22 protein-coding genes, 1 other RNA gene and 3 pseudogenes are annotated in these 21,542 nt (G+C 39.6%); 19 read left to right on the forward strand and 7 right to left on the reverse strand.

Annotated elements, in window-relative coordinates:
- The first annotated feature begins 18 nt into the window (after positions 1 to 18).
- The gene (locus tag AMD27_RS04785; protein WP_067662779.1) at positions 19 to 1,296 is read left to right on the forward strand and encodes a putative solute-binding protein; all 1,278 of its coding nucleotides are present in this window, start codon (positions 19 to 21) and stop codon (positions 1,294 to 1,296) included.
- A gap of 524 nt (positions 1,297 to 1,820) precedes the next feature.
- On the opposite strand, the gene AMD27_RS04790 is transcribed toward AMD27_RS04785, so the two are convergent.
- A complete protein-coding gene (locus AMD27_RS04790) occupies positions 1,821 to 3,053 on the reverse strand; it encodes an MdfA family multidrug efflux MFS transporter (RefSeq protein WP_067662782.1) in 1,233 nt (410 codons plus the stop codon).
- 486 nt (positions 3,054 to 3,539) lie between these two features.
- Here AMD27_RS04790 and AMD27_RS04795 point away from each other — a divergent pair, with 486 nt between their 5' ends.
- From AMD27_RS04795 to AMD27_RS19050, 7 genes and pseudogenes are all read left to right on the forward strand, one after another.
- Positions 3,540 to 4,541, forward strand: coding sequence for a putative oxygenase MesX (locus AMD27_RS04795; RefSeq protein ID WP_067662785.1), 1,002 nt, complete (start codon positions 3,540 to 3,542; stop codon positions 4,539 to 4,541).
- Positions 4,542 to 4,586: 45 nt separating this feature from the next.
- The gene (locus tag AMD27_RS04800; RefSeq protein WP_067657082.1) at positions 4,587 to 5,615 is read left to right on the forward strand and encodes a methionine synthase; all 1,029 of its coding nucleotides are present in this window, start codon (positions 4,587 to 4,589) and stop codon (positions 5,613 to 5,615) included.
- A gap of 114 nt (positions 5,616 to 5,729) precedes the next feature.
- A complete protein-coding gene (locus AMD27_RS04805; protein ID WP_067657085.1) occupies positions 5,730 to 6,224 on the forward strand; it encodes a flavin reductase in 495 nt (164 codons plus the stop codon).
- A gap of 104 nt (positions 6,225 to 6,328) precedes the next feature.
- Positions 6,329 to 6,523: pseudogene (locus AMD27_RS17995) on the forward strand (GntP family permease); the annotation flags it as partial.
- A gap of 15 nt (positions 6,524 to 6,538) precedes the next feature.
- The gene (locus AMD27_RS04810; RefSeq protein ID WP_067657088.1) at positions 6,539 to 7,324 is read left to right on the forward strand and encodes a 3-hydroxybutyrate dehydrogenase; all 786 of its coding nucleotides are present in this window, start codon (positions 6,539 to 6,541) and stop codon (positions 7,322 to 7,324) included.
- Positions 7,325 to 7,763: 439 nt separating this feature from the next.
- On the forward strand, positions 7,764 to 8,021 hold the full coding sequence (locus AMD27_RS19045; protein ID WP_228140709.1) for a 3-hydroxyacyl-CoA dehydrogenase NAD-binding domain-containing protein: 258 nt from the start codon (positions 7,764 to 7,766) through the stop codon (positions 8,019 to 8,021).
- Positions 8,022 to 8,090: 69 nt separating this feature from the next.
- The gene (locus AMD27_RS19050) at positions 8,091 to 8,339 is read left to right on the forward strand and encodes a hypothetical protein (RefSeq protein ID WP_228140710.1); all 249 of its coding nucleotides are present in this window, start codon (positions 8,091 to 8,093) and stop codon (positions 8,337 to 8,339) included.
- 61 nt (positions 8,340 to 8,400) lie between these two features.
- Here the strand turns inward: AMD27_RS19050 and ssrS are convergent.
- From ssrS to AMD27_RS04830, 3 genes are all read right to left on the reverse strand, one after another.
- Positions 8,401 to 8,584, reverse strand: a non-coding RNA gene (ssrS, locus tag AMD27_RS04820) — 6S RNA.
- Between the two features lie 101 nt (positions 8,585 to 8,685).
- Positions 8,686 to 8,970: a cell division protein ZapA gene (locus AMD27_RS04825; RefSeq protein WP_067657091.1), complete on the reverse strand. Its 285-nt coding sequence runs from the start codon at positions 8,968 to 8,970 to the stop codon at positions 8,686 to 8,688.
- A gap of 2 nt (positions 8,971 to 8,972) precedes the next feature.
- Positions 8,973 to 9,524 (reverse strand): hypothetical protein, encoded by a 552-nt coding sequence (locus AMD27_RS04830; protein ID WP_067657094.1) that lies wholly within the window; start codon positions 9,522 to 9,524, stop codon positions 8,973 to 8,975.
- 65 nt (positions 9,525 to 9,589) lie between these two features.
- Here AMD27_RS04830 and AMD27_RS04835 point away from each other — a divergent pair, with 65 nt between their 5' ends.
- Positions 9,590 to 10,210, forward strand: a complete 621-nt coding sequence (locus tag AMD27_RS04835; RefSeq protein WP_067657097.1) for a UPF0149 family protein — start codon at positions 9,590 to 9,592, stop codon at positions 10,208 to 10,210.
- A gap of 83 nt (positions 10,211 to 10,293) precedes the next feature.
- On the forward strand, positions 10,294 to 11,610 hold the full coding sequence (gene pepP / locus AMD27_RS04840) for a Xaa-Pro aminopeptidase (protein WP_067657101.1): 1,317 nt from the start codon (positions 10,294 to 10,296) through the stop codon (positions 11,608 to 11,610).
- A 548-nt stretch (positions 11,611 to 12,158) separates the two neighbouring features.
- Here the strand turns inward: pepP and AMD27_RS04845 are convergent.
- Positions 12,159 to 13,553 (reverse strand): heavy metal sensor histidine kinase, encoded by a 1,395-nt coding sequence (locus tag AMD27_RS04845; RefSeq protein WP_067657104.1) that lies wholly within the window; start codon positions 13,551 to 13,553, stop codon positions 12,159 to 12,161.
- Positions 13,550 to 14,221, reverse strand: a complete 672-nt coding sequence (locus AMD27_RS04850) for a heavy metal response regulator transcription factor (protein WP_067662786.1) — start codon at positions 14,219 to 14,221, stop codon at positions 13,550 to 13,552. Before AMD27_RS04850 ends, AMD27_RS04845 begins: the two co-directional genes overlap by 4 nt.
- A gap of 119 nt (positions 14,222 to 14,340) precedes the next feature.
- Here AMD27_RS04850 and AMD27_RS04855 point away from each other — a divergent pair, with 119 nt between their 5' ends.
- From AMD27_RS04855 to AMD27_RS04885, 8 genes and pseudogenes are all read left to right on the forward strand, one after another.
- Complete coding sequence (locus tag AMD27_RS04855) at positions 14,341 to 14,820, forward strand: GlcG/HbpS family heme-binding protein (protein ID WP_067657106.1); 480 nt, start codon at positions 14,341 to 14,343, stop codon at positions 14,818 to 14,820.
- A gap of 75 nt (positions 14,821 to 14,895) precedes the next feature.
- Positions 14,896 to 15,087 (forward strand): annotated as a pseudogene (locus tag AMD27_RS19270) (hydroxyisourate hydrolase); the annotation flags it as partial.
- 50 nt (positions 15,088 to 15,137) lie between these two features.
- Positions 15,138 to 15,512, forward strand: coding sequence for an IS630 transposase-related protein (locus AMD27_RS04865; protein ID WP_067655598.1), 375 nt, complete (start codon positions 15,138 to 15,140; stop codon positions 15,510 to 15,512).
- Positions 15,509 to 16,057 (forward strand): IS630 family transposase, encoded by a 549-nt coding sequence (locus AMD27_RS18000; RefSeq protein WP_081405914.1) that lies wholly within the window; start codon positions 15,509 to 15,511, stop codon positions 16,055 to 16,057. The genes AMD27_RS04865 and AMD27_RS18000 overlap by 4 nt, the downstream gene beginning before the upstream one ends.
- Before the next feature lie 18 nt (positions 16,058 to 16,075).
- Positions 16,076 to 16,240, forward strand: a pseudogene (locus AMD27_RS18005) (hydroxyisourate hydrolase); the annotation flags it as partial.
- Positions 16,241 to 16,684: 444 nt separating this feature from the next.
- Positions 16,685 to 17,893, forward strand: a complete 1,209-nt coding sequence (gene ubiH, locus AMD27_RS04875) for a 2-octaprenyl-6-methoxyphenyl hydroxylase (RefSeq protein WP_067657109.1) — start codon at positions 16,685 to 16,687, stop codon at positions 17,891 to 17,893.
- A 17-nt stretch (positions 17,894 to 17,910) separates the two neighbouring features.
- Complete coding sequence (locus AMD27_RS04880) at positions 17,911 to 19,140, forward strand: FAD-dependent monooxygenase (RefSeq protein ID WP_416202812.1); 1,230 nt, start codon at positions 17,911 to 17,913, stop codon at positions 19,138 to 19,140.
- 170 nt (positions 19,141 to 19,310) lie between these two features.
- Positions 19,311 to 19,559: a hypothetical protein gene (locus tag AMD27_RS04885; RefSeq protein WP_067657116.1), complete on the forward strand. Its 249-nt coding sequence runs from the start codon at positions 19,311 to 19,313 to the stop codon at positions 19,557 to 19,559.
- A 113-nt stretch (positions 19,560 to 19,672) separates the two neighbouring features.
- Here AMD27_RS04885 and rsmI read toward each other — a convergent pair whose 3' ends face one another.
- A complete protein-coding gene (gene rsmI, locus AMD27_RS04890; RefSeq protein WP_067657119.1) occupies positions 19,673 to 20,512 on the reverse strand; it encodes a 16S rRNA (cytidine(1402)-2'-O)-methyltransferase in 840 nt (279 codons plus the stop codon).
- Between the two features lie 23 nt (positions 20,513 to 20,535).
- On the opposite strand from rsmI, the gene AMD27_RS04895 reads away from it, so the two are divergent.
- Positions 20,536 to 21,465 (forward strand): penicillin-binding protein activator, encoded by a 930-nt coding sequence (locus tag AMD27_RS04895; protein WP_416202804.1) that lies wholly within the window; start codon positions 20,536 to 20,538, stop codon positions 21,463 to 21,465.
- Positions 21,466 to 21,542: the final 77 nt, after the last annotated feature.

Consider the following 21,542-nt stretch of genomic DNA (forward strand, 5'->3'; position numbering starts at 1 on the left):
ATGGCGCAGCGTAGAAAAATGATCATGAAACAAGATAAATATATCGAAAAGACAAAAGACTCATTCGATACATGCTTTGGCACTAAGCCGATTTTGACCATTTTAATATTGAGCACGGGATTGAATTTGAGCATTGCTACGTCCCACGCTGCACCGGCAGCAAAGCTTGATTTGAGTCTTTCAGCACATTCAACGGCAAAGATTAAAACGCTGTTGAATAACCCCAAGACTTGGCAACAGATTCCCCCCAAAGTGGTGCTTTGTATTTATTCTCCCAGCGGGGCAAGTGGTGAAGCTTTTGAACAAGCCACAAGTTATATCAGTGAGTTGCCTAGAATTTCACAAGTGGCTAAAAGTTTTGGCGTGAATATGAATGTCAGCCGACCGTCAAAATTACAGATGCAGATTGATTTGGATTATCCGAAGCTCAAGCAAAAAGCCAGTACTGCCTTACATCTTAAAGTGTACACAGATGAACGTGTATTGACAGAGGATTTTAGAAGTAAAAAATGTGATGGTGCAGGCATTAGTAATTTGAGAGCGAAGCAGTTCAATCCGTTTGTAGGGAGTATAGACGCGATTGGAGCAGTGCAAAATTATAAGCAGTTGACCCAAGTCATTCAGTTTTTGGCGCGACCTGAGTTTGACCGCAAAATGGTCAATCGAGACTATGAAGTGGTGGGTATTGTACCCTTGGGTGCGGCATATATCATGGTGAATGATCGCCGGATTGATACCTTACCCAAAGCCGCTGGCAAGAAAGTTGCTGTAATGAGCTTCGATGCCACGCAAAAAAAATTAGTCCAAAATATTGGAGCACAACCTGTAACAGTTGACTTAAGCTCAGTCGGTGGCAAGTTCAACAATAGAGAAGTCGACATTATGGCAGCTCCTGCCATTTTATTTGAACCTTTAGAATTAAACAAAGGTATGCAAGATTCCTCTGGAAAAGTGGTGGGTGCAGTGATTCGGTTTCCGTTGGTACAGGTTACAGGCACCTTGATTATGCATCGCCATAAATTTCCAGCAGGTCTGGGCTCAATTGCGCGTGAAATGATCTCCAAACAGCTGAAGCCTGCATTTGACTTTGTCGACAAAGTGGAACGTGATATTCCTGCAAAATATTGGATGGAGCTTCGAGACGCTGAAAAACCAGGTTATTTAAAAATTATGCGTGAAGCCCGCATTCAAATGACCAAAGAAGGTTTTTATGATGTTGAAATGATGCGGATTCTAAAGAGGGTGCGCTGCTCAGATCAACCAAGTCATTATGAATGTGCATTGAAAGATGAATAGACTGAGCGTATTCAAGTTATTTATGACTGATCCAATATTTGAATTGTTTTAAGTGAATAGATCAGTTTTCCAGTTTAGTAACTTTTGAGTGTATTTATTGCACAGCTTGGGCGGATTTATTTTACATATTTGGAGTAAAAGATTCAGTTTCACATTGATCCAAATCTATATATCAATATGGAATTCAGTGTAATCAGTAAATTAATAGTAGCAGCGTTTTTGATTTCTAGTCTTTGTGCATGTTTATGAGTTGATACAGTTTTATGATTTGCTATAAAAAACCTCTCCCTAGCCCTGTCCTATAAGGAGAGGGAGATTCGATTGTGAATTTATTATTGTTCGAAAAAGATTTATGAAAGAGCTCTATTTTATGGGAATTTATAATTTTGTGGCTACATATTCTGCAAAGAAAATAACCCAACAGGGTGCTGTATTGGATTGCATTTAATTTAAAAAAAAGCATAAAAAGGCGAAGTACAATAAATGACTTCGCCTTTTTATTTTCTTATAAATCAGTTTGAATTTTAGAACTGACCTTGTTTTGCGCGTTCTTTCATGACTTTTTTAAGCATTTTACGAGGTAATGTAAACCACGCTAAAATCAATAACAAACAACAAAGACTAAATGCTGCAATATCATAGGCTTCATATAAAGCACGTGACACTTCAAGTACGATGAAATAGCTAAACATCATCATCATGGACATGGCAGAAGCCACAGTACCTTTGGAGACATTCGATGACATCATTGCCATGCGATACAGCACTGAAAAACAGATGCCTTCGCCGAAGCTCATGATGGTCATGCCAATGATGAGTGTCCAAACAAAATACTCTGGCATAAACAATCCAATCAGAATAATCAAAGCACCGATCAACATGGTGGGCAAACCAAACAGCACCGTTTGACCCAATGGATATTTATCAATAATTTTGACCAACATCACACTGCCTAAAATCAGCGCACCCAAGACGGGCACTTGCGCCATACCGTATTGCATACTGCTAAAACCGAACTTTTCCACCAACATGATGGGTGACAATGCAATCCAAAGCATGATGGGTAAACACGCCAAAGGCAGCGCACTGGTCATAATTAAGAATTGCTTGTTTTTATAAACAGTCTTGAAGTCAGTCCAAATATGACGCATCGGTTGTTTAACCAAATTGGCGGCTTGATCTGCAGGCATCGCTATTTTTAAACCCAACCAGCCTAAGATTGCTAATATAGCAATACCGATAAAACCCCAGTGCCAAGACACGTGGTCAATCATGAACGCACCAATGATTGGCCCTAATAACGGTGCAAACAAGGTCATATTGCCCATGATTGCCATAACTTTAATGGCATTACGCTCTTCAAAGTTTTCTTGAATCGCGGCATAGCCAACGGCACTGATGACGGTTAAGCCCATACCTTGAAGGAAACGTAAAGCTAAGAAGCTTTGAATATTTTGAGTGAATAAGATCAGTAAACAAGTTAGCGCAAAAAACAGCGCGCCTGCAAGTAACACTTTTTTACGACCGATACGGTCAGACAGCGGTCCCATAAGCCAAGCAATACAGCCACCGCCGAGCAAATAAAACGACATTGCAGCAGGAGACCATGCGCTACTTACGCCAAAATCACGGGTGACGCCAAGCATGGCGGGTTGAATTAAATCGTTGCCCAAGTAGACAGCGAACTCAAATAAAACCAATGCCAAAGGAAATAACAACGCGGCAAGGGTGAGTTTAGAAATTTGTGGGGAAGACATTTTTTTCAACATAAGTATTACAAGCGATCGAAGCTGGGGTACTTTTTAAAAATAAAAGTGACTCCAGCCCCTGACCAGCAGGAGAGTTAAAGTGATTTTGCAAAGAGAACAGTAATAGTAATGCACAGCACTGATGGGGAGATCATGCTGAGCATTAGACAATTCAATTTCAAAAAAGGGAGATTTCAAATAAATACACCCACGACATAGCGTAGGTGTTCAGAATTGCGTGAAGTTTAACATAACTTTGTAATCTATAAAAATACAAAGAAAAGACAAGCGATGAAATGAATGATCCGCGGCATGCAAAATTTTTTGATATGGATTTTTTATAATTACAGGCGATTTATTGATCATGTTGACCTGAAAAGTGAATTTAACTCATCTTTAATTGAATTTATATCGTTTTACTCATGTTTGGATTCACGCTTAAATACAGTCATACACAAATTTAGCTTTTATAAAAATTTAGGGTGGTACATCGCTATGAATACAGCATTTCAATGTTCGATTAAACGCATTCGTTTTGATGAGAACTACGAGCCAGCAAACAATACACGTTTAACCACAAACTTTGCCAATTTGGCGCGTGGTGAGAACCGTCAAGAAAATCTTTGTCGTACTTTAGCCATGATCAACAACCGCTTTAATAGCTTAGCGACTGTTGATAACCCTAAAGGGGATCGTTATTCACTTGAAATTGACATCATCTCTGCGGAAATTGATATCAAAGGCAATGGTCAAACTTTTCCATTCATTGAAACCTTAAAAAGCACCATCATCGATCATCAAAGCAATGAACGTATTGAAGGTATGATTGGCAATAGCTTCTCGTCGTATGTACGGGATTATGACTTCAGTGTGGTATTACCAGCATTAGGCTATAAAACCAATGAAAAGTCTGAGGCGTTTGGTGATTTGCATGGCAAGTTGTATCAACATTTGGTCAATTCAGGAGTCTTTAAAGCTGAGTTTAAGAAGCAGCCTGTGATTTGTCTGAGCGTTTCAACCTCTAAAACTTATTATCGTACAGCGAATGTTCATACTGTTTTAGGTGTGGAATACACCAATGACGAATATTCACGTACCGATGAATATTTTGCAAAAATGGGTTTAAGCGTTCGTTATTTCAAACCTGAACATGGCAATGCACCACTTGCATTTTATTTTGCAGGTGACTTATTACGTGATTACACCGATTTTGAATTAATCAGTGCGATCAGCATCATGGAAAGTTTCCAAAAAATTTATCGTCCTGAAATTTATAACACCAATGCACCGGCTGGTGTTGTGTATCAGCCAAGCTTGGACTATGCGGATTATTCATTGACACGCATTGTATATGACCGTGTTGAGCGGAGTCAGCTCGCAGTAAAACAAGGCAAATGGACGGAAGAGAATTTTATCAGACCTTATAAGTACATTCTTGATGAATGGGCTGCTCATTTCACTCTAGAAAATTATTCTGATCAAGAGCACGCTGCCTGATTGACTGAAAAAATAAACTTAAAATATAGAGCTAGAAGATTAAATATGACTATTTTATTACCCACATCAACTGCTGGCAGCTTACCGAAACCATCATGGCTTGCAGAACCTGAAAAACTTTGGTCGCCGTGGAAATTGCAAGGTGATGCTTTACTTGAGGCAAAACAAGATGCTTTGCGTTTGTCATTACAAGAGCAAGTGCATGCAGGCATTGATATTGTCAGCGATGGTGAACAAACCCGTCAACATTTTGTGACGACGTTTATTGAGCATCTTGAAGGTGTTGATTTCGAAAAGCGTCAAACTATGCGTATTCGTAATCGTTATGATGCGAGTGTGCCTAGTGTTGTGGGTGAAGTATCTCGCAAACAAGCTGTATTTGTTGAAGATGCGAAATTCCTACGTAGCCAAACAGATCAACCGATTAAATGGGCACTGCCTGGCCCAATGACTATGATTGATACACTTTATGACGGGCACTATAAAAGCCGTGAAAAACTGGCGTGGGAATTTGCCAAAATCCTGAATCAAGAAGCGCGAGAATTAGAAGCTGCTGGGGTGGATATTATTCAGTTTGATGAACCTGCATTTAATGTATTTTTTGATGAAGTAAATGATTGGGGTGTTGCGACGTTAGAGCGGGCACTCGAAGGTTTGAAATGCGAAACTGCGGTCCATATTTGCTATGGTTACGGGATTAAAGCCAATACCGATTGGAAAAAAACGTTAGGTTTAGAATGGCGTCAATACGAAGAAGCTTTTCCGAAACTGCAAAAGTCTCAGATTGATATCGTGTCTTTGGAGTGTCAAAACTCGCATGTACCCATGGATCTAATTGAGTTGATTCGCGGTAAGAAAGTGATGGTGGGTGCAATTGATGTCGCAACCAATACCATTGAAACACCTGAGCAAGTGGCAGATACCTTGCGTAAAGCACTACAATTTGTTGATGCAGATAAACTTTATCCTTCTACTAACTGTGGCATGGCGCCATTATCTCGTCAGGTGGCGCGTGGCAAGTTAAATGCATTAAGTGCAGGGGCAGAGATCATTCGAAAAGAGTTAACAGCTTAATCGTAATAATTTTAGAGGGTAGATAGGGTGGCTTTAACAGATGGTACTTTAAAGTTAAACCCTAGCCTTGCACACATTTCAAGAAATGCGACAGCTCAGTTTAGGATTTGAGAGATGATTGAATCAGCAGACTTTAAAAATGCGATGTCTTTACTCGCAAGTGCCGTGAATGTGGTGACGACAGCAGGTACATCTGGTCGTCACGGGTTGACTGCTTCTGCGGTGTGTAGTGTGACAGATACACCGCCGACATTATTGGTCTGTATGAATCAATCATCTCGATCACATGCACATTTTATTGAAAATAAAATCTTATGTGTGAATGTGTTGAGCGCTCAGCATGAGCAGATTTCCAATGCATTTGCATCGAGCAAACTGAATTCAGAACAGCGCTTTAAACAGGCGGCTTGGACAGAGCTGGAAACTGGATCACCTGTTTTAAAAGATGCTTTAGTGAGTTTTGATTGCGAGATCGAGCATATTCAACAGGTGGGAACACATAGCGTTTTTATGTGTCGTGTGATTGCAATCCAACAAAATCATCCTAAAGAAGGATTGGTGTATTTCAATCGTGCTTACCATTACGTGAGTGAGGTGGAACTTGTTTGATTAACTTTAGCCTCAAAATTAAAAACTAAATTAAGTTGTATGTAAGGCGAATTTTATTTATTTTTATCTTTTAGAAATCATATTTTTTATTTGCTCATGATGGATTAATGCATCGTATCGTGTCTATGGCCTTCGGAGGCATGGATACTTTACCGCATTATAGAGCAGTCATTACCTTACTCGTAGTAACAGGATTGAAACATAAGCAGGCTTACAAAGACATCTTTGCAATTATAATTATTAGAATAATCACGATATTTGTTGCAATTGCAGCGTTTACTTGGTTTAAGCGTGTATAAATAAAGGAAGACAAAATGAGTCTGGTTTTAGAGGGAAAAGTTGCATTTATCACGGGTTCAGCAAGCGGTATTGGGCTTGAAATTGCAAAAAAGTTTGCACAAGAAGGGGCTAAAGTCGCTATTTCGGATGTAAACGTTGATAAATGTGCGGAGTCTGTAGCGGCTTTAAAGGCTCAGGGTTTTGATGCACTTTCAGCACCTTGTGACGTAACCGATGAAACTGCTTATGAAGCAGCGATTAAGCTTACTCATGAAACTTTTGGACGTTTAGATATTTTGGTAAATAACGCAGGATTTCAGCATGTTGCAGTAATTGAGGAATTCCCGACGACAACTTTCCAAAAATTAATTGACGTCATGCTAGTCGGATCATTTATTGGAATAAAACATGCTTTTCCAATCATGAAAAATCAAAAATTCGGCCGTATTATCAATTTATCTTCGATTAATGGATTGATTGGATTCGCGGGTAAGGCTGGTTATAACAGCGCTAAACATGGTGTTATTGGTTTAACAAAAGTTGCTGCTTTAGAATCCGCACAAGATGGAATTACAGTAAATGCATTGTGTCCAGGTTATGTAGATACACCTTTGGTACGTGGGCAAATTGCAGATTTAGCACGAACAAGAGACGTGAGTGAAAAAAGCGCTTTAGAAGATATTATTTTGGCAATGGTGCCACAAAAACGTTTATTAAACGTAGAGGAAATAGCGGACTACGCTATTTTTCTAGCGAGCGATAAAGCTGCTGTGGTAACTGGGCAGGCCGTTGTGATGGATGGTGGATACACAGCGCAGTAGCAAGCCTTTATATTTTAATGATTTAAAATAGGTGGTTATAAGCCAACTATGTTTTTATAAAAGAACCTCATTAGACTTAAGAATAAAATTAGAAAAGTGAAGAAAATAGCCATCGTGGGTGGTGGTGTAATAGGATTAAAAATTAGGCGGCTTTTTATCTAAATGAAGGTTTTAAGGTAAATGCATATGATCCAGCGTTAGAAGCCGAATTTAATTTAAAGATTCGAATCAAGGTCTATCTGTCAGACTGACTAGAATTGAATGCTGATAAAAAGGGTAGGCACACTCAGCAAATAGAAAAATTATTTAAAATTTTATAATGAGTTAATTCCAAGCATTCGAGAGGTGGACTTCGTACAGGAAAATGGTCCTAAACGATGAGATTTGATATAAGAATTGTATCTTCAAATCACGAAATTTTTGCCTGAAGATACGGTATTTGCCTGATGATATGATAATTGCATCCAGTTCATTTGGCTTGGAAATTACAGACATCCAGAGCTCATGGGCCTTTGCTGAACGTATTCCACTTGGGCATCCGTTTAACCCACCACATTTATTACCCCTTGTTGGGATTGTGGGTGATGAACAGACTTCAAAAAATGTATTCAAGATGCTTATGAATTTTATCGATCATTGGGGGGAGACACCCATTCTCATTAATCAAGAGATTAAGGGTTATGTTGCAAATAGATGACAATCTGGGTGATGGAGAGAGGCATTTTATTGAGTATCGCAGGGTATATGTAGCGCAGAGGATTTAGATATGGCTATCAGCAATACTCCAAGATTATTTTGGTCTATTTTTGAAGCTTATCCAAATATGCAGCTTGCAAACACCAATGGTTTTAAAGCAGCGTTGCATCATTTAGGAGGGCCTAAGACTGAATGGTGGGCTGATATAAAAGAATTCAAACTATCTGAAAATACAATTCATGAGCTGGATATAGAAACACAGAAATTTTTAGATAAAATTGGAAACAGGAATCTACAATTTTTAAGAAATAAAATATGAATTAATAGGTTGAAAATGAGAGAAAAATTAAATTTGCCGTGATGATTATAATTATAAAAATAAAGACTCCGGAGGTGCCGCTGCATGTGTCGTTACCCTGAACCCGATGAGTTCAAGGTGGATGTGACGCATACTTGCTGGGTTTTCCACACGAAGGTGGACATACACTCTAAATATACAGAACACATCCATAAGTGTTAGTATCGGCAGGGGAATAGACCCGCTGGCGAACACCCTAGAGTTAGAATAAGTATAACCAATCTCAACCATTACGCAAACGGCAACTGCGCTTAATTGACTGCTTTAAGACATATAAAGTTCTAAATGCTCAAAGAAAAAGCAGTTTTTATACTGCTTTTTCAACGTCTTCCAGAATAGTGCTGAGTAAACGTTCACACTGTGCATATTCTTGTAAGGATTTGTTCAGAGTTAACACCTCTTGCATGAGCTCAAGTGCCACCATAATCACTAATTTATTATGTTCAACATTCGGTGCTTTACGGCGAAACTCTTGAAACTTCTCATTCAGCAAATCACCCGCGCGTTCTAAATCCGCTTTCTTATCTACAGTGGTAGACAGGCGAAAGGATTGTTCAATCAGGCGTAATTCTACAGTCGCTAACTCAGACATTTTTAAGCTTCCTCATTGATTTCGGTAGGATGTGCCAGTTGCTGAATTTCTTGCGCATGCTGATCTTGTTCTGTACCTAAAATAGCCAAACGCTGAATAATCGCTTCAACTTTGGTTTTGGCATGTTCATTTTTTTGGATTAGACGCGTGCGTTCGCTCTTAAGCTCCTGAATTTCTTGTTGAGCTTGGCGCTGTTCGGTCAGCATTTTTTCTTTAACTATACGCAGCTCGTTGCGCTCAGCCAAAATTTCTTGAAAGCGATTTTTGAGATCCGTACAACTTTTCTCTAAGCGTCCGTAGCGTTCGGCTAAAGCGGTCGCATCGGTATTTAAAGTCTTAAATTGAGCTTGTAACTGACTGTGCTGGTCATTCAATGTTTCTAGCTCATCTTGCTTTTGCGTGATGATGCTATTTTTATGGACAATTTGTGCATGATGCTGCTCTTCACTACTGTCTATTTGCTGTAGTAAAGTCAGATTATTTCGCTCAACTTCGCTCAGATGAGTGTGTAGCTTCGTGATATGCGCCTGTAGACGCTGTAATTGTTCTAACATAACGAGGTCGCGTAGTTTCGCAATCAAAGGTAATATATACAGAAGTATAGAGATTGGATAAACGAATGCAAGACGATATTTCAGGTTGGAATGACTGGAGCCATCATTTTAGTGCTATTGAAGAAATTTCAAGCCCTAGTGAGTTACATGGTTTGCTTACGGGTATTGTTTGTGTAACGCAAGCACCGACACCTGATGAATGGTTACAAATTTTATCGACATTGACTGTGCCTCAACTTGAACAAGAAGCACTCGACTTACTGGCTGAAGAGACCGAGGACGTTTTCCACGCATTGTCTGAGGATGAGTTAGATTATTTACCCATGCTTCCAGATGACGAACACTCACTCTCAGAACGTGTACAAGCTTTGGCAGATTGGTGCACGGGCGTGGTACTCGGTTTTGGTTTGGCATCTGGTAACATTCGCCCAGATGAAGCAGAACTCATTCAACATTTGCAAGATATTGCAGCGGTAGAATTTGAGGATACCGACGATGATGAAGAGGGTGAAATAAGCTACCAAGAGTTATACGAGTTTGTACGTTTAATTCCAGTAAGCTTATCCATGGCTCGCCCAAAAATTAGCGTGGCGGACAGTACTTTACTTCAGCATGTGAAAAACAAGAAAGTTGCTGATACAGACGCCAATGTCGTGGAAATGTTTACCCCAAACCGCCCAAGTTAATTCAAATTGCTGTTGCTTGATGTTTACATTCAGGTGTAAGCATCAATATCCACTTATTCATCTTATTGAAGCCGTATAAAAATATGAAATTGACTCAAGCTGATTTTCAGGAACGCCGTGATCGTTTAGCAGAACAGATCGGTTCAAACAGTATTGCGATTATTGAAACAAGCCCTGTGGCAATGCGTAACCGTGACGCCGACTATAAATATAGAGCGGACAGTAGTTTCTATTATTTAACTGGTTTTGCAGAACCTGAAGCGGTCGCGGTGATTGAAACTTTTGGTTCAGGCGAAGAATATAGCTATAGTTTGTTCTGCCGTGAACGTGATCGTGAAATGGAAATCTGGCATGGCTACCGCGCAGGTGTTGACGGCGCTGTCGATGACTTTGATGCTGACGAAGCTTATGCCATCGAGCTTCTAGACGAAGAAATACTTGAAAAACTATTAGACAAAGAAAAATTATTTTACCGGATTGGACACCGAGCGGAATTTGATGCGCGTGTTGCCAAGTGGGTTGTGGACGCAAACGGTGAATCCCGTAAAGGCACAGCTGCACCGGCGCAGTTGATTCAGTTAGATCGTATTTTAGATGAAATGCGTTTGCATAAAGATGCAGAAGAAATTGCACTCATGCAGATTGCAGCGAATATCAGTGCTGAAGCGCATACACAGGCCATGAAAGCGGTTAAATCCAATATGATGGAATATGCTTTAGAGGCTGAACTGAATTATATTTTTGGTAAAAATGGCTGTGTGCCGTCTTATAACAGTATTGTGGGCGGTGGTGAAAATGCGTGTATTTTACATTATGTGGAAAACAATAAACCGCTCAAAGACGGTGACTTGGTCTTGATTGATGCAGCATGTGAATATGAGTTTTATGCCTCAGATATTACTCGGACTTTTCCAGTCAATGGTAAATTTAGTCCAGAACAAAAAGCACTCTATCAAGTGGTGTTGGATGCTCAAATTGCTGCAATTGATGCGGTTCGTATTGGCAATTCATACAAAGAACCACACCATGTTGCAGTGCGTATATTGGTTCAAGGCTTGCTTGATTTAGGCATTATGCAAGGTGAGCTTGACGATATTATTGCAAAAGAAAGCTTCCGTCAGTTTTATATGCATGGGACAGGGCATTGGCTGGGCATGGATGTGCATGACGTGGGTGCTTATAAGCAAAATGGTGAATGGCGAACTTATGAAGAAGGTATGGTTGTAACGGTTGAACCGGGTTTGTATATCGCCCCTGATGATGAAACGGTTGATGTAAAATGGCGTGGTATTGGTATTCGTATCGAAGATGATATTGTTGCGACTAAACAAGGGCCGCTAGTTCTCACCAAAAATGTGGTCAAAACTATTGAAGATATTGAAGCGCTGATGGCTCCTTAAGCATTTATGGAATAAAAAAGCGGCTTAAATAATCCGTTGTTAAGTGATTAGAGCCATAAATTCAGTCCATAAAAAAGCCCAACATCCTGTTGGGCTTTTTTACATATTTGATGCTACGGTATAACTCCTGTCGTACCTGCATTCTCCATTGCTGTCTTTTCTTATTATTATCTGGAGCATCCTGCTCTCTATGTCCTCATCATAGGCAATGGCTGTTCTTTGCGGTAGTCGCAAAAGGCTTGAATCCATGTACGCTAGGGCGTACAAAGCACAGCATGGGGTTATGCTAAACCGTGTTTGCAGACATTGTAGAGGATGGGGTTGAAAAATTTCAAAAACTTTAACATTGACTTGATTATATTCAAATTTATCAAAAAAAATGGAAAAACTATTTAAAAAACATCATGTTTGTAGGTGTGCATTGGTTAGAGACAGAGGCAAAGCTTATGAAAAATGTGAAGCTTTTATTTTTAAAAAACTCGTGTTCGCAGCACACGCATGATGTTAGTTTTAGATAATTTAAAAAATTTGCCCTATCCAATATTATTTTATAATTTTTCAAAATTCTCTAAACTATTCATCTTTAATCTAAACACAATGCCTTGAGGGCTGTTATAAGCACTGGCCTCTGCACGATGTAACATCATGATAGATCTCACGATTGATAGTCCTAACCCTCCTGTTTTTGCTTTGTGATGTCGACTACTATCAATTTGATAAAAACGATCAAAGACATGATTCAAATGTTTGTCATCAATAAAAATATTTTTCGTTAATACTTCAATCTCGACATGATGTCCTGTAGATTTGGTTGAAATCACAATGTCCTGATCTTCCAATCCATAATCAATCGCATTGATCATCAGGTTGGACAACGCGCGTTTTAATAAATCAGTATTGGCATAGATTTGAACGCCTGTTTCTAAGGCTAAAATAAATGCCATGTTCTTGTCTTCAGCCAAGAATTCAAAGTAGTGGACCAACTCTAGAATCAGACTCGCTAAGTCAATATTTTGTTTTTCGATCAAATAATCACTGTGCTCTGAACGAGCGATGAACAACATGTTGTCTATCATCTTGCTGAGCCGTTCATATTCCTCCAGATGAGAATACAAAAGCTGTTCCAATTCCTGCTGTGACCGAGATTGCATGAGCATGATTTGTGTTTGCCCGATTAAGTTGTTTAAAGGGGTTCTTAATTCATGGGCAATATCTTCAGAAAAACGGGCCAATTGATCATAATTAATCTGAATTTTTTCCAACATCGCATTCATGGCTGAACGGAGTTTTTCCACTTCAACGCTAGTGCTCTGCGCTTCAATACGCTGATGGGATTGACTACCCTGAATTTGGTAGGTTTGTGCAATCAACTGATTTAAAGATTTGAGTAAATAGCCACCCACCCAACGACCGAGTAGGCTTGCCATGATGATTCCCAATACGCTATAGAGAATTAATTTCCATAAATATTGATCTAAAGTCGCTTGGGCTTCGTCCAGTTGTGTTCCGGCAATGAGTTGATAATATTGCTGATTAAAAACCACAGTTTTATAAGCTAAACGGGTGGTGGCAAATTCCAATTGATTATCGACAAAGCTCATGTTTTTTGATTCGGCCATAGCAGGAATATGGACGTTCAGTGGATTAATTTCAATTAAAGTCTGTTGCTGATTTCTTAAGATTAAAAGATTATCTTCTTTTCCCAGCATATTTTCATAAAGCCGAGGATGTTGAACCAGAATTTGAAAACTTTCTTGATCATGTAAAAATATTTCGATGCGTTCAACACGTGCAGTTAAGTTCTGATCACGTTGTTTGGCCAACAGGTGCTGCATGTTGTGATAAGAAAGCAGGCCAATACCCAAAAATACAGCACAACAAATCATGCTGAAGGCCATACTTAAACGTGCGGTTAAACTCAGATGCCTTAAGCTATTGTTCATTTATTGAGGCTTAAGCGATAACCCATACCCCGAACAGTATGAATTAATTTGGGCTGAAAATGGTCATCAATTTTGGCACGTAAACGTCGAATCGCGACATCGACCACATTGGTATCGGTATCAAAATTAATGTTCCACACTTCCGAGGCAATTTGCGAGCGGGTGAGTAGTTCACCTTGATACTGCATTAACACGTGTAAAAGTGAAAATTCTTTCGTGCTGAGTTCAATTTTTTGTTGGTTTCGATATACCGTGCGTTCAAGTCGGTCTAAAATTAAATCATCAACTTGATAATATTCAGACTCGGCTTTTACGCTACGTCTCAATAGGCTTTTTACCCTGGCGAGTAATTCAATATAAGAAAAGGGCTTAATTAAATAATCATCTGCGCCCAGTTCTAAGCCTTTGACCCGATCTAACACATGATCTTTCGCAGTTAGCATGAGTACCGGCGTTTGAGAAAAAGTCCTTAAGGTCTTGAGCACTTGCCAACCGTCAATTTCAGGTAACATGACATCCAGAATCACCAGATCAAATTTCTTTTTTTGTAGCAAGGTTAATGCGGTTAATCCATCATGAGCAATACTGGATAAATAACCAGACTCATTTAATCCTTTTGCTAGAAATTCAGCAATTTTGGTTTCATCTTCAATAATAAGTATCTGCATCCACATCATAGTATATGAATCTATCCGTTTTTCACATTACCAATCCGTAATCTTATTGTCATGCAATCAGGACCTTATCTTCGCTAAGCTAAGTTAACTTTTCATTTGGCATCACCGAAATGATTAAAAAATTGCTCTGTGTTCCTATTGTTTTATTGAGTTCTATGAGCTATGGCGCGCCTAAAACTGGCTATGTCATGGATTTGAAGCTTGCCAATCAACTGGCCATAAATGTTATGCAAACTTGCACCGAAAGTGCAAAACCTGCCGCTGTGGTGGTTCTTGATCAGGGAGGCAATGTGCTGGCAAGTCAACGGCATGAAACCGTGGGTATACATAATTTAATTGCAGCGCAAAGGAAAGCTTTTACTGCATATTCAAGCAAAGTTAGCACCTTACAATTTATGCGCAATGCGCAAAATAATGTTGATTCACAGAATTTAACCAGCATACCTGAATTATTACTTTTAGGCGGCGGGGTACCCGTTGTTTATAAAACTCAGCTCCTTGGTGCGGTTGGTGTAGCGGGGGCAGGCGGTTCAATTCAGGATGATCAATGTGCACAACACGGTGTGGAAATCACACTCAAACAAATCTAATTCAATTTCATGCAGGATGATTATATGAACAAGTTGTTTTTATTCGCGGGTAGTGTATTGATTTCAAGTGGCGTCATGGCGCAAAACCCTTTAAGCGTACATGTGCTTAACTTAGAAAATGGATTACCTTCAGTTGAAGTCAAAGTGACCTTAGAAGAGCAAAACAATGGCAAGTGGACACAGATTGCAGAAGCTGAAACCAATGAGCAAGGTCGTGTAACCGCATTATTTCCAGAAAATCGAAGTTTTGATAACAAGATATATAGCTGCAATCTTATTTTGGGATACAATGATAAAAAATTAATTTGTTCAAGATCATGCCTAAAGTATATTCAGTGGATTTACGTGAAAAAGTCATGCAGTTTTATGAAGAAAATAATCACAAATCATATACATGTAAAACCTTTAAAATATCTAGAACCACTTTGGATGATTGGATTCTTCTTCAAAACACCACTGGAGAATTGAAACAGCCTAAAATCAATGCAGGTCGACCCACTAAAATCAAGGATATGGATGCTTTCAAACACTTTATTGAAACTACTGAATTTTCTCAAGTGAAAGATCTCATCCCTTTATTTGAACAAAAGTTTGGGTATCCAATCCTTTACTCAACCCTGTTAAAAGCCATTCATAGACTTGGTTGGACACGTAAAAAAAGAGTTTTCTCTATAAGCAAGCCGACAAAATAACAAGGGCTGTATTCAACTGGTTTCTTCCGCAATGGAAAGAGGCGTTTGGGGAAGATCAGATTCTTTATATTGATGAGTCTGGGATAAACACCACAGATACAGCGCAATATGGTTGGTCTAAACTAGGCAGTCGTTGCGCTGCTTTAAAATTGGGTGGTCATGGTAAAAGATTAAGTATCATCAGTGCTGTGAGGTCTAATTCAGCGTATCAGTTCCTTTACCCTTTGATTTTTCAAGGTTCATGCGATCGAGCAATGTTCACGGGATGGTTGAGATATCTACTTGAAAATTTAACCAAAGATAATCAAGATAAGACCAAAAGACATCTGCTGATTCTAGATAACGCTTCGATTCATAAGAACGGAGATATCAAAAAACTAGCCAAAGACTTTAACTGTAGAATCATGTACTTGCCTGCTTACAGTCCAGATTTAAATCCAATTGAAAAAGCATGGTCAGTGCTAAAATCCAAAGTTAAAAGTATCGCTGTCCGTTTTGACAAAAACATAGAAGAAGCGCTCGATTTAGGCTTGAAGGCAATGTAGCTTAAAATTTAAATCCAGCTATATAAAGTCACCTTTAAGACCGGAGACTGGTTTAAGCAAAATAATCAAACGTCTTTCTTTCCAGAAGTGCCAGTCATTTTTCAAACCGATGGTTCGGTGAAGCATTACCATATTCCTTTATTGATCAGTCCTTATGGCTATTCGACCTATCGAGGTAACTAAGCTAAAAACAAGCTAAAATAAACTCAACAAATAGAAGCTTTAACCTTGATCAGTTAAAGCTTCTTCAAATCAATACTGTTAAACAGTATGGCTCATATGGTCTTTTGTTTGATCTCTCTTCTACTCAGTAACTTATTAATCACTGATCAATAACGTAGCTTGAATATTTAAGCCAGTTTTTCATTAATTGTGTGAATTGTGTGAATTGTGTGAATTGTGTGAATTGTGTGCATTGTATTTTTTAGCGTTCTATATGATTAGTTCTTTAAAAAATATCTCATATGCATTGCAGATTCTTATGATTGAAATCCCACAGTAATGAACAAGTGATGTTGCTTTCACGAATCCATTATAAAAAATCCAAGCCTTGATGTAAGATAAAACCAATACAGGTTTTCAGTATTTCGACAGCTAGAATCGAATACAACAGATAAGGAAGTAAGCATGCAACAAGAGGTCATCATCGTTGGCGGTGGAATGGTTGGACTCAGTTTGGCACTGATGCTCAGTAAAACTAATATTCAAGTGAAACTCCTCGAAGCGATCAAATACCCAGATTATGATGATGAACATCTTGCACCTTACCATTCGACTTTCGATGCAAGAAACAGCGCGTTGTCTCGCCGTACAGTACAAATTTATCAAGAACTTGGACTGTGGGATGCATTACAACGGCATGCAACACCCATTTTAGAAGTGAATATTACCGAACAAGGCAGTTTTGGTAAGGCACGTCTAAAAGCTGTGCAAGAAAAAGTCGAAAGTTTTGGACAAGTGATTGAAAATGCTTGGCTCGGTCGAGTACTGCTTGCAGAAGTTCAAAAACAATCTCAAATAGAACTCATTGATGGTGTACAAGTCACATCGCTGACTCAAAATGAAGATTTCGCATTCATTGAAGCCGTTCGAGAGGGTCAAAAGCTCGAATTACAAACCAAATTGGTAATCGCCGCCGATGGTCGAGATTCTTTTTGTCGTAAAGCGCTGGGTATCGGTGCATCAGAACACGATTATGATCAAGTCGCGATTGTGACCACTGTTCAAACTTCAAAGCCACATGAACATGTCGGTTTTGAACGTTTTAGTCCATTAGGACCGCTTGCACTTTTACCATTACCTGGTGAATACCGCCGTTCAGTGGTTTGGCCAGTGCCTAAAGGAACTCAAAGTGAATGGCTCGGTGAAGAAAATGACCAACATTTCTTAGATGCCTTGCAAGAAACCTATGGTGATCGTGCAGGTAAATTCCAAAAAACAGGCAAACGATTTAGTTTTCCACTGTCGCAGGTTTTAGCAGAAAAACAAGCCATTGGACGTGTGGTGCTGATGGGCAATGCTGCACATACCATTCATCCTGTTGCGGGTCAGGGTTTTAACTTATGTATGCGTGATGCGCATGTATTGGTACGTTACTTGGCTGATCAACGTGCAAAAGGTGCTGACTTAGGTGAAAAAGAGATTCTCCAAGCCTATGAAAAAGCACGCTTAAAAGATCAACAGCGCGTGATTAAATTCTGTGATTCGGTGGTTCGTGGTTTTAGTAATCAAAACCCATTTTTAAAAGTCATACGTAATACTGGCTTGATGTGTTTTGAAAATATTCCAGGCATCAAACCTTTGATTGCAAACTATGCAATGGGGCTCAAATCATGACAGACGAATTAGAACAAATGAAAGAAGTCATCATCATTGGCGGTGGTTTGGTGGGTGGTTTGACGGCACTGTTATTGGCACAAGGTGGCGTACAAGCAATGGTGTTAGATGCTGCTCCTATTTTAGATGAATCAGCTGTTTTAAAAGCGACCAATCCGCGCGTATTGGCCTTAAGCCAAGCAACCATTCATTTGCTGAAGAAAGTCAATGTTTGGGAAAAAATTGCACGCCAGATGCCTTATACAGGCATGCAAGTGTGGAATAAAAATGGCTACGGTGAAATCAATTTTGGTCAGGAATCAAAAACTGCACCCAGCGCAGAGCAGTGTCTCGGTTCGATGGTGGAACCAAGTATTTTGAACTTAGCCATTCAGCAGCACATGCTGATGGTTGTGAAAGATTATCGAACACAGGTCAAAGTGATTCGCGTTGAAAAAGCGGTGAACTGTTGGATTGTTAAGCTTGCAGATGGAACAACATTAAAAACCAAGCTGTTAATTGGTGCAGATGGGGCAAATTCATTTGTCCGTGAGCAAGCGTATATTGATGTTGATGTACTGGATTACAAACAAGCTGGTTTAACTTGTGCGATTCAAACGACTCAGCCACATAAGCATGTGGCAAGACAAATCTTTCTACCCACAGGTCCTTTGGCCTATTTACCCATGGCAAGCCTAGATCAGGCTCAAGATGGACATTGGCAGTCGATTGTTTGGACATTGCCAGATGACTATGCTGAAGAATATGCCAATTTGGATGATGCTGAGTTTACAGCGTTATTAACGCGTGAAAGTCATCACATGTTGGGAGAAGTGGTGGCTGCAACACCGAGGGCAAAATTCCCGCTTAAAGCACGTGCCGCTCAGCGCTATGTTACAGAAGGTCTAGCGCTGATTGGCGATGCGGCGCATGTGATTCATCCGCTTGCAGGACAAGGGGTGAATATTGGGTGTTTAGATGCTGCCATTTTGTGTGATGTTTTATTGCACGATCTTGAGCGTGGGGTGTGGGCAAATGCGCAGACCTTAAAGCGTTATGAACATCAACGCAAAATTCAAAATGAAGCCATGATGCATAGTATGTCTGCCATTGGTTGGCTGGAAACGAGTGAGCTTTTCCCTGTGGTTTGGGCAAGAAATGCAGGTTTAAAGCAGGTGGAAAATCAACCACTGCTTAAATCGAGATTTATGCAACAAGCCAATGGTTTAGCTGTTTTGAAAAACACCCGATATGCACATAGTGGTTGAATCTGTTAATTTTCAATCAAACATTAATACTTTTTTACCAATTTGATTAAAAAAGATACTTTTTGAGGGCGCTACACTCTAGTTTTAAAACAAAGAGCTTGCTACATTTCTCATTAAATCAGACCTTATTTTAATGGGTTATTTTTCATGTCATTGATGGGGAGTTTAACATGACAGATTCAAATGATTTCGATGATAATGAAGATAGCGTTGTTGATGATGATGAGTCACAAGCTGCTGAAAAAGGCGCGACTGTCAGCGATTCAACCGTGTCTGATGCCGATGTTGCTGAAGCAGAAACGTTAACGATCACAGCGAAATTAAAACAGCGTCAAGCTTTAGAAGATGAAATTGCTGCATTTTTAGCGCGTGGTGGACAGATTAAAGAAGTACCGCCAGATGAAAGTGCCCGAGATTAAGGATTTGAGCATAAAAAACACCACGCGAAAACGTGGTGTTTTTTTGAATCTGTGCAAAAGAGTTGATCAGATCAATTCAGATTAATTCAGTTAAGCTATACATTATTTGGGCTTTAAACTTTGTCGGTCAGTTCTAAAGCACGTTGATAGGCCACTTTTTTCTTAATACCTGTTAAGTCGGCTGCCAATTGTGATGCAGCTTTCACAGATAAATCTTCAAGCAAACGAAGTAATAACTTGTCTAACTCTTCTTGCGCCATGTCTTTTTCTTCAGTCACACCCGCAATGACCAAAACAATTTCGCCTTTTTGCTGATTGCGATCACTTTCGATAAAGCTTTTTAGTTCACCCAAAGTCATTTTTTTGATGGTTTCAAAAGTCTTGGTGATTTCACGGGCAAAACCCACGGCGCGATCTGCACCAAAGACATTTGCCATATCTGTCACTGAATCTAAAATACGATGCGGCGCTTCATAGATAATCATGGTGTGGGTACGCGATTTGAGTTTCTCCAGTTGAATCAAACGCTGTGATTGCTTAGAAGACAAGAAACCTTCAAAACTAAAATGGTCACTCGGTAAACCGACTGAACTAAGTGCTGCAATGGCTGCACATGCACCCGGCACAGGGATTACACGAATACCATGCTCTTGTGCAGCTCGAACCAATTTAAAACCAGGGTCTGAAATTAAAGGGGTGCCTGCATCGCTCACAAGGGCAACATTGTCACCATTTTTAAGTTTTTCAATAATTATATCAATTTTGTTACTTTCATTGTGATCGTGGCACGCAGTCAATGGAGTTGAGATATTATAGTGTTTTAATAAAAGCGCAGATTGACGTGTGTCTTCTGCTGCAATGATAGAAACTGACTTTAAAACATCAATAGCACGAAAAGTCATATCGTCTAAGTGCCCAATTGGGGTCGCTACAACAAATAACTGAGCACTCATAGGTTTTCTCCATGGTGGATAAATTGAATTTCATAAAAGGGATGATTTGCGCTGGCTTGATCGGAAGCATATTCCACGCCCACGCAGAAGTATTGGTTATTTTACCTGAATCTGGGCCTATGGCGCGAGCAGGCAACAGCATTAAACTGGGTATTGATGCAGCGCATCAGGCCTCAAAAGCCAATATTCAGTTGAAATTTGTCAATTCAGATCAGAAAAACATCAAAAGTCTTTTAAAAACCCATGTGACTAAAACCACACAGATGGTGATTGGGCCTTTGGCACGTAATGAAGTAGAGCGTTTAATTTTAGAAAATCCTAAAATTCCTGTTTTGGCGTTAAACGAAGTCAGTCAACAACATGCTAATGTTTGGCAATACAGTCTATCTAAAGATGAGGATGCGACCGCGCTGCTTGGTGTGCTTAAAAAAGATCAAATTCAGGATATTTTTGTGCTTCGAGAGCCGGGCACAGAAAATGATTCACTGAATTTTGTTAACGCCCTATATAAAAAATTCCAAGGCAATGTTTCGATTGTAGGTGCCATCCCACGTCTAAAAAATAAACAAGGGGTGCTGCTTTTGGGCGGAAATGCATGGCTAAATAAACTGAAAAACAAACCCTCGCACTCGATGTATGCACAAGCCATTTCAATCGAAGACAGTCAGCCGATTCCAAACGGTTTAAAATTCTGCGACGTGCCTGCGGTCTATTTGGGGCAGTGGAATGATGTGGTTAGTGTTTATCAAAACAATCCAACCACAATGCCATATCAACGACTTTATGCGTTCGGTGGCGATGCTTGGCATATTGCAGAACAATTTGTACTCAACCCGAAAGTTAAAAATGTAAGCTTTAGTGGTCGTACAGGAAAGATCAATATCAGCAGCAATCGAGTAGAGCGGATGCCCCAATGTTTTGAAAAAAAGCGCAGCGGGTTAAGCATATTATAAAAGTTGAAGGGTGACATGACCTCACCAGTCGTGCCCCGCTAAAGACCACGATCTGACTGCTTTAAAATAAATAAACA

Source organism: Acinetobacter sp. TGL-Y2 (genome assembly GCF_001612555.1).
Taxonomy (GTDB): Bacteria; Pseudomonadota; Gammaproteobacteria; order Pseudomonadales; family Moraxellaceae; genus Acinetobacter.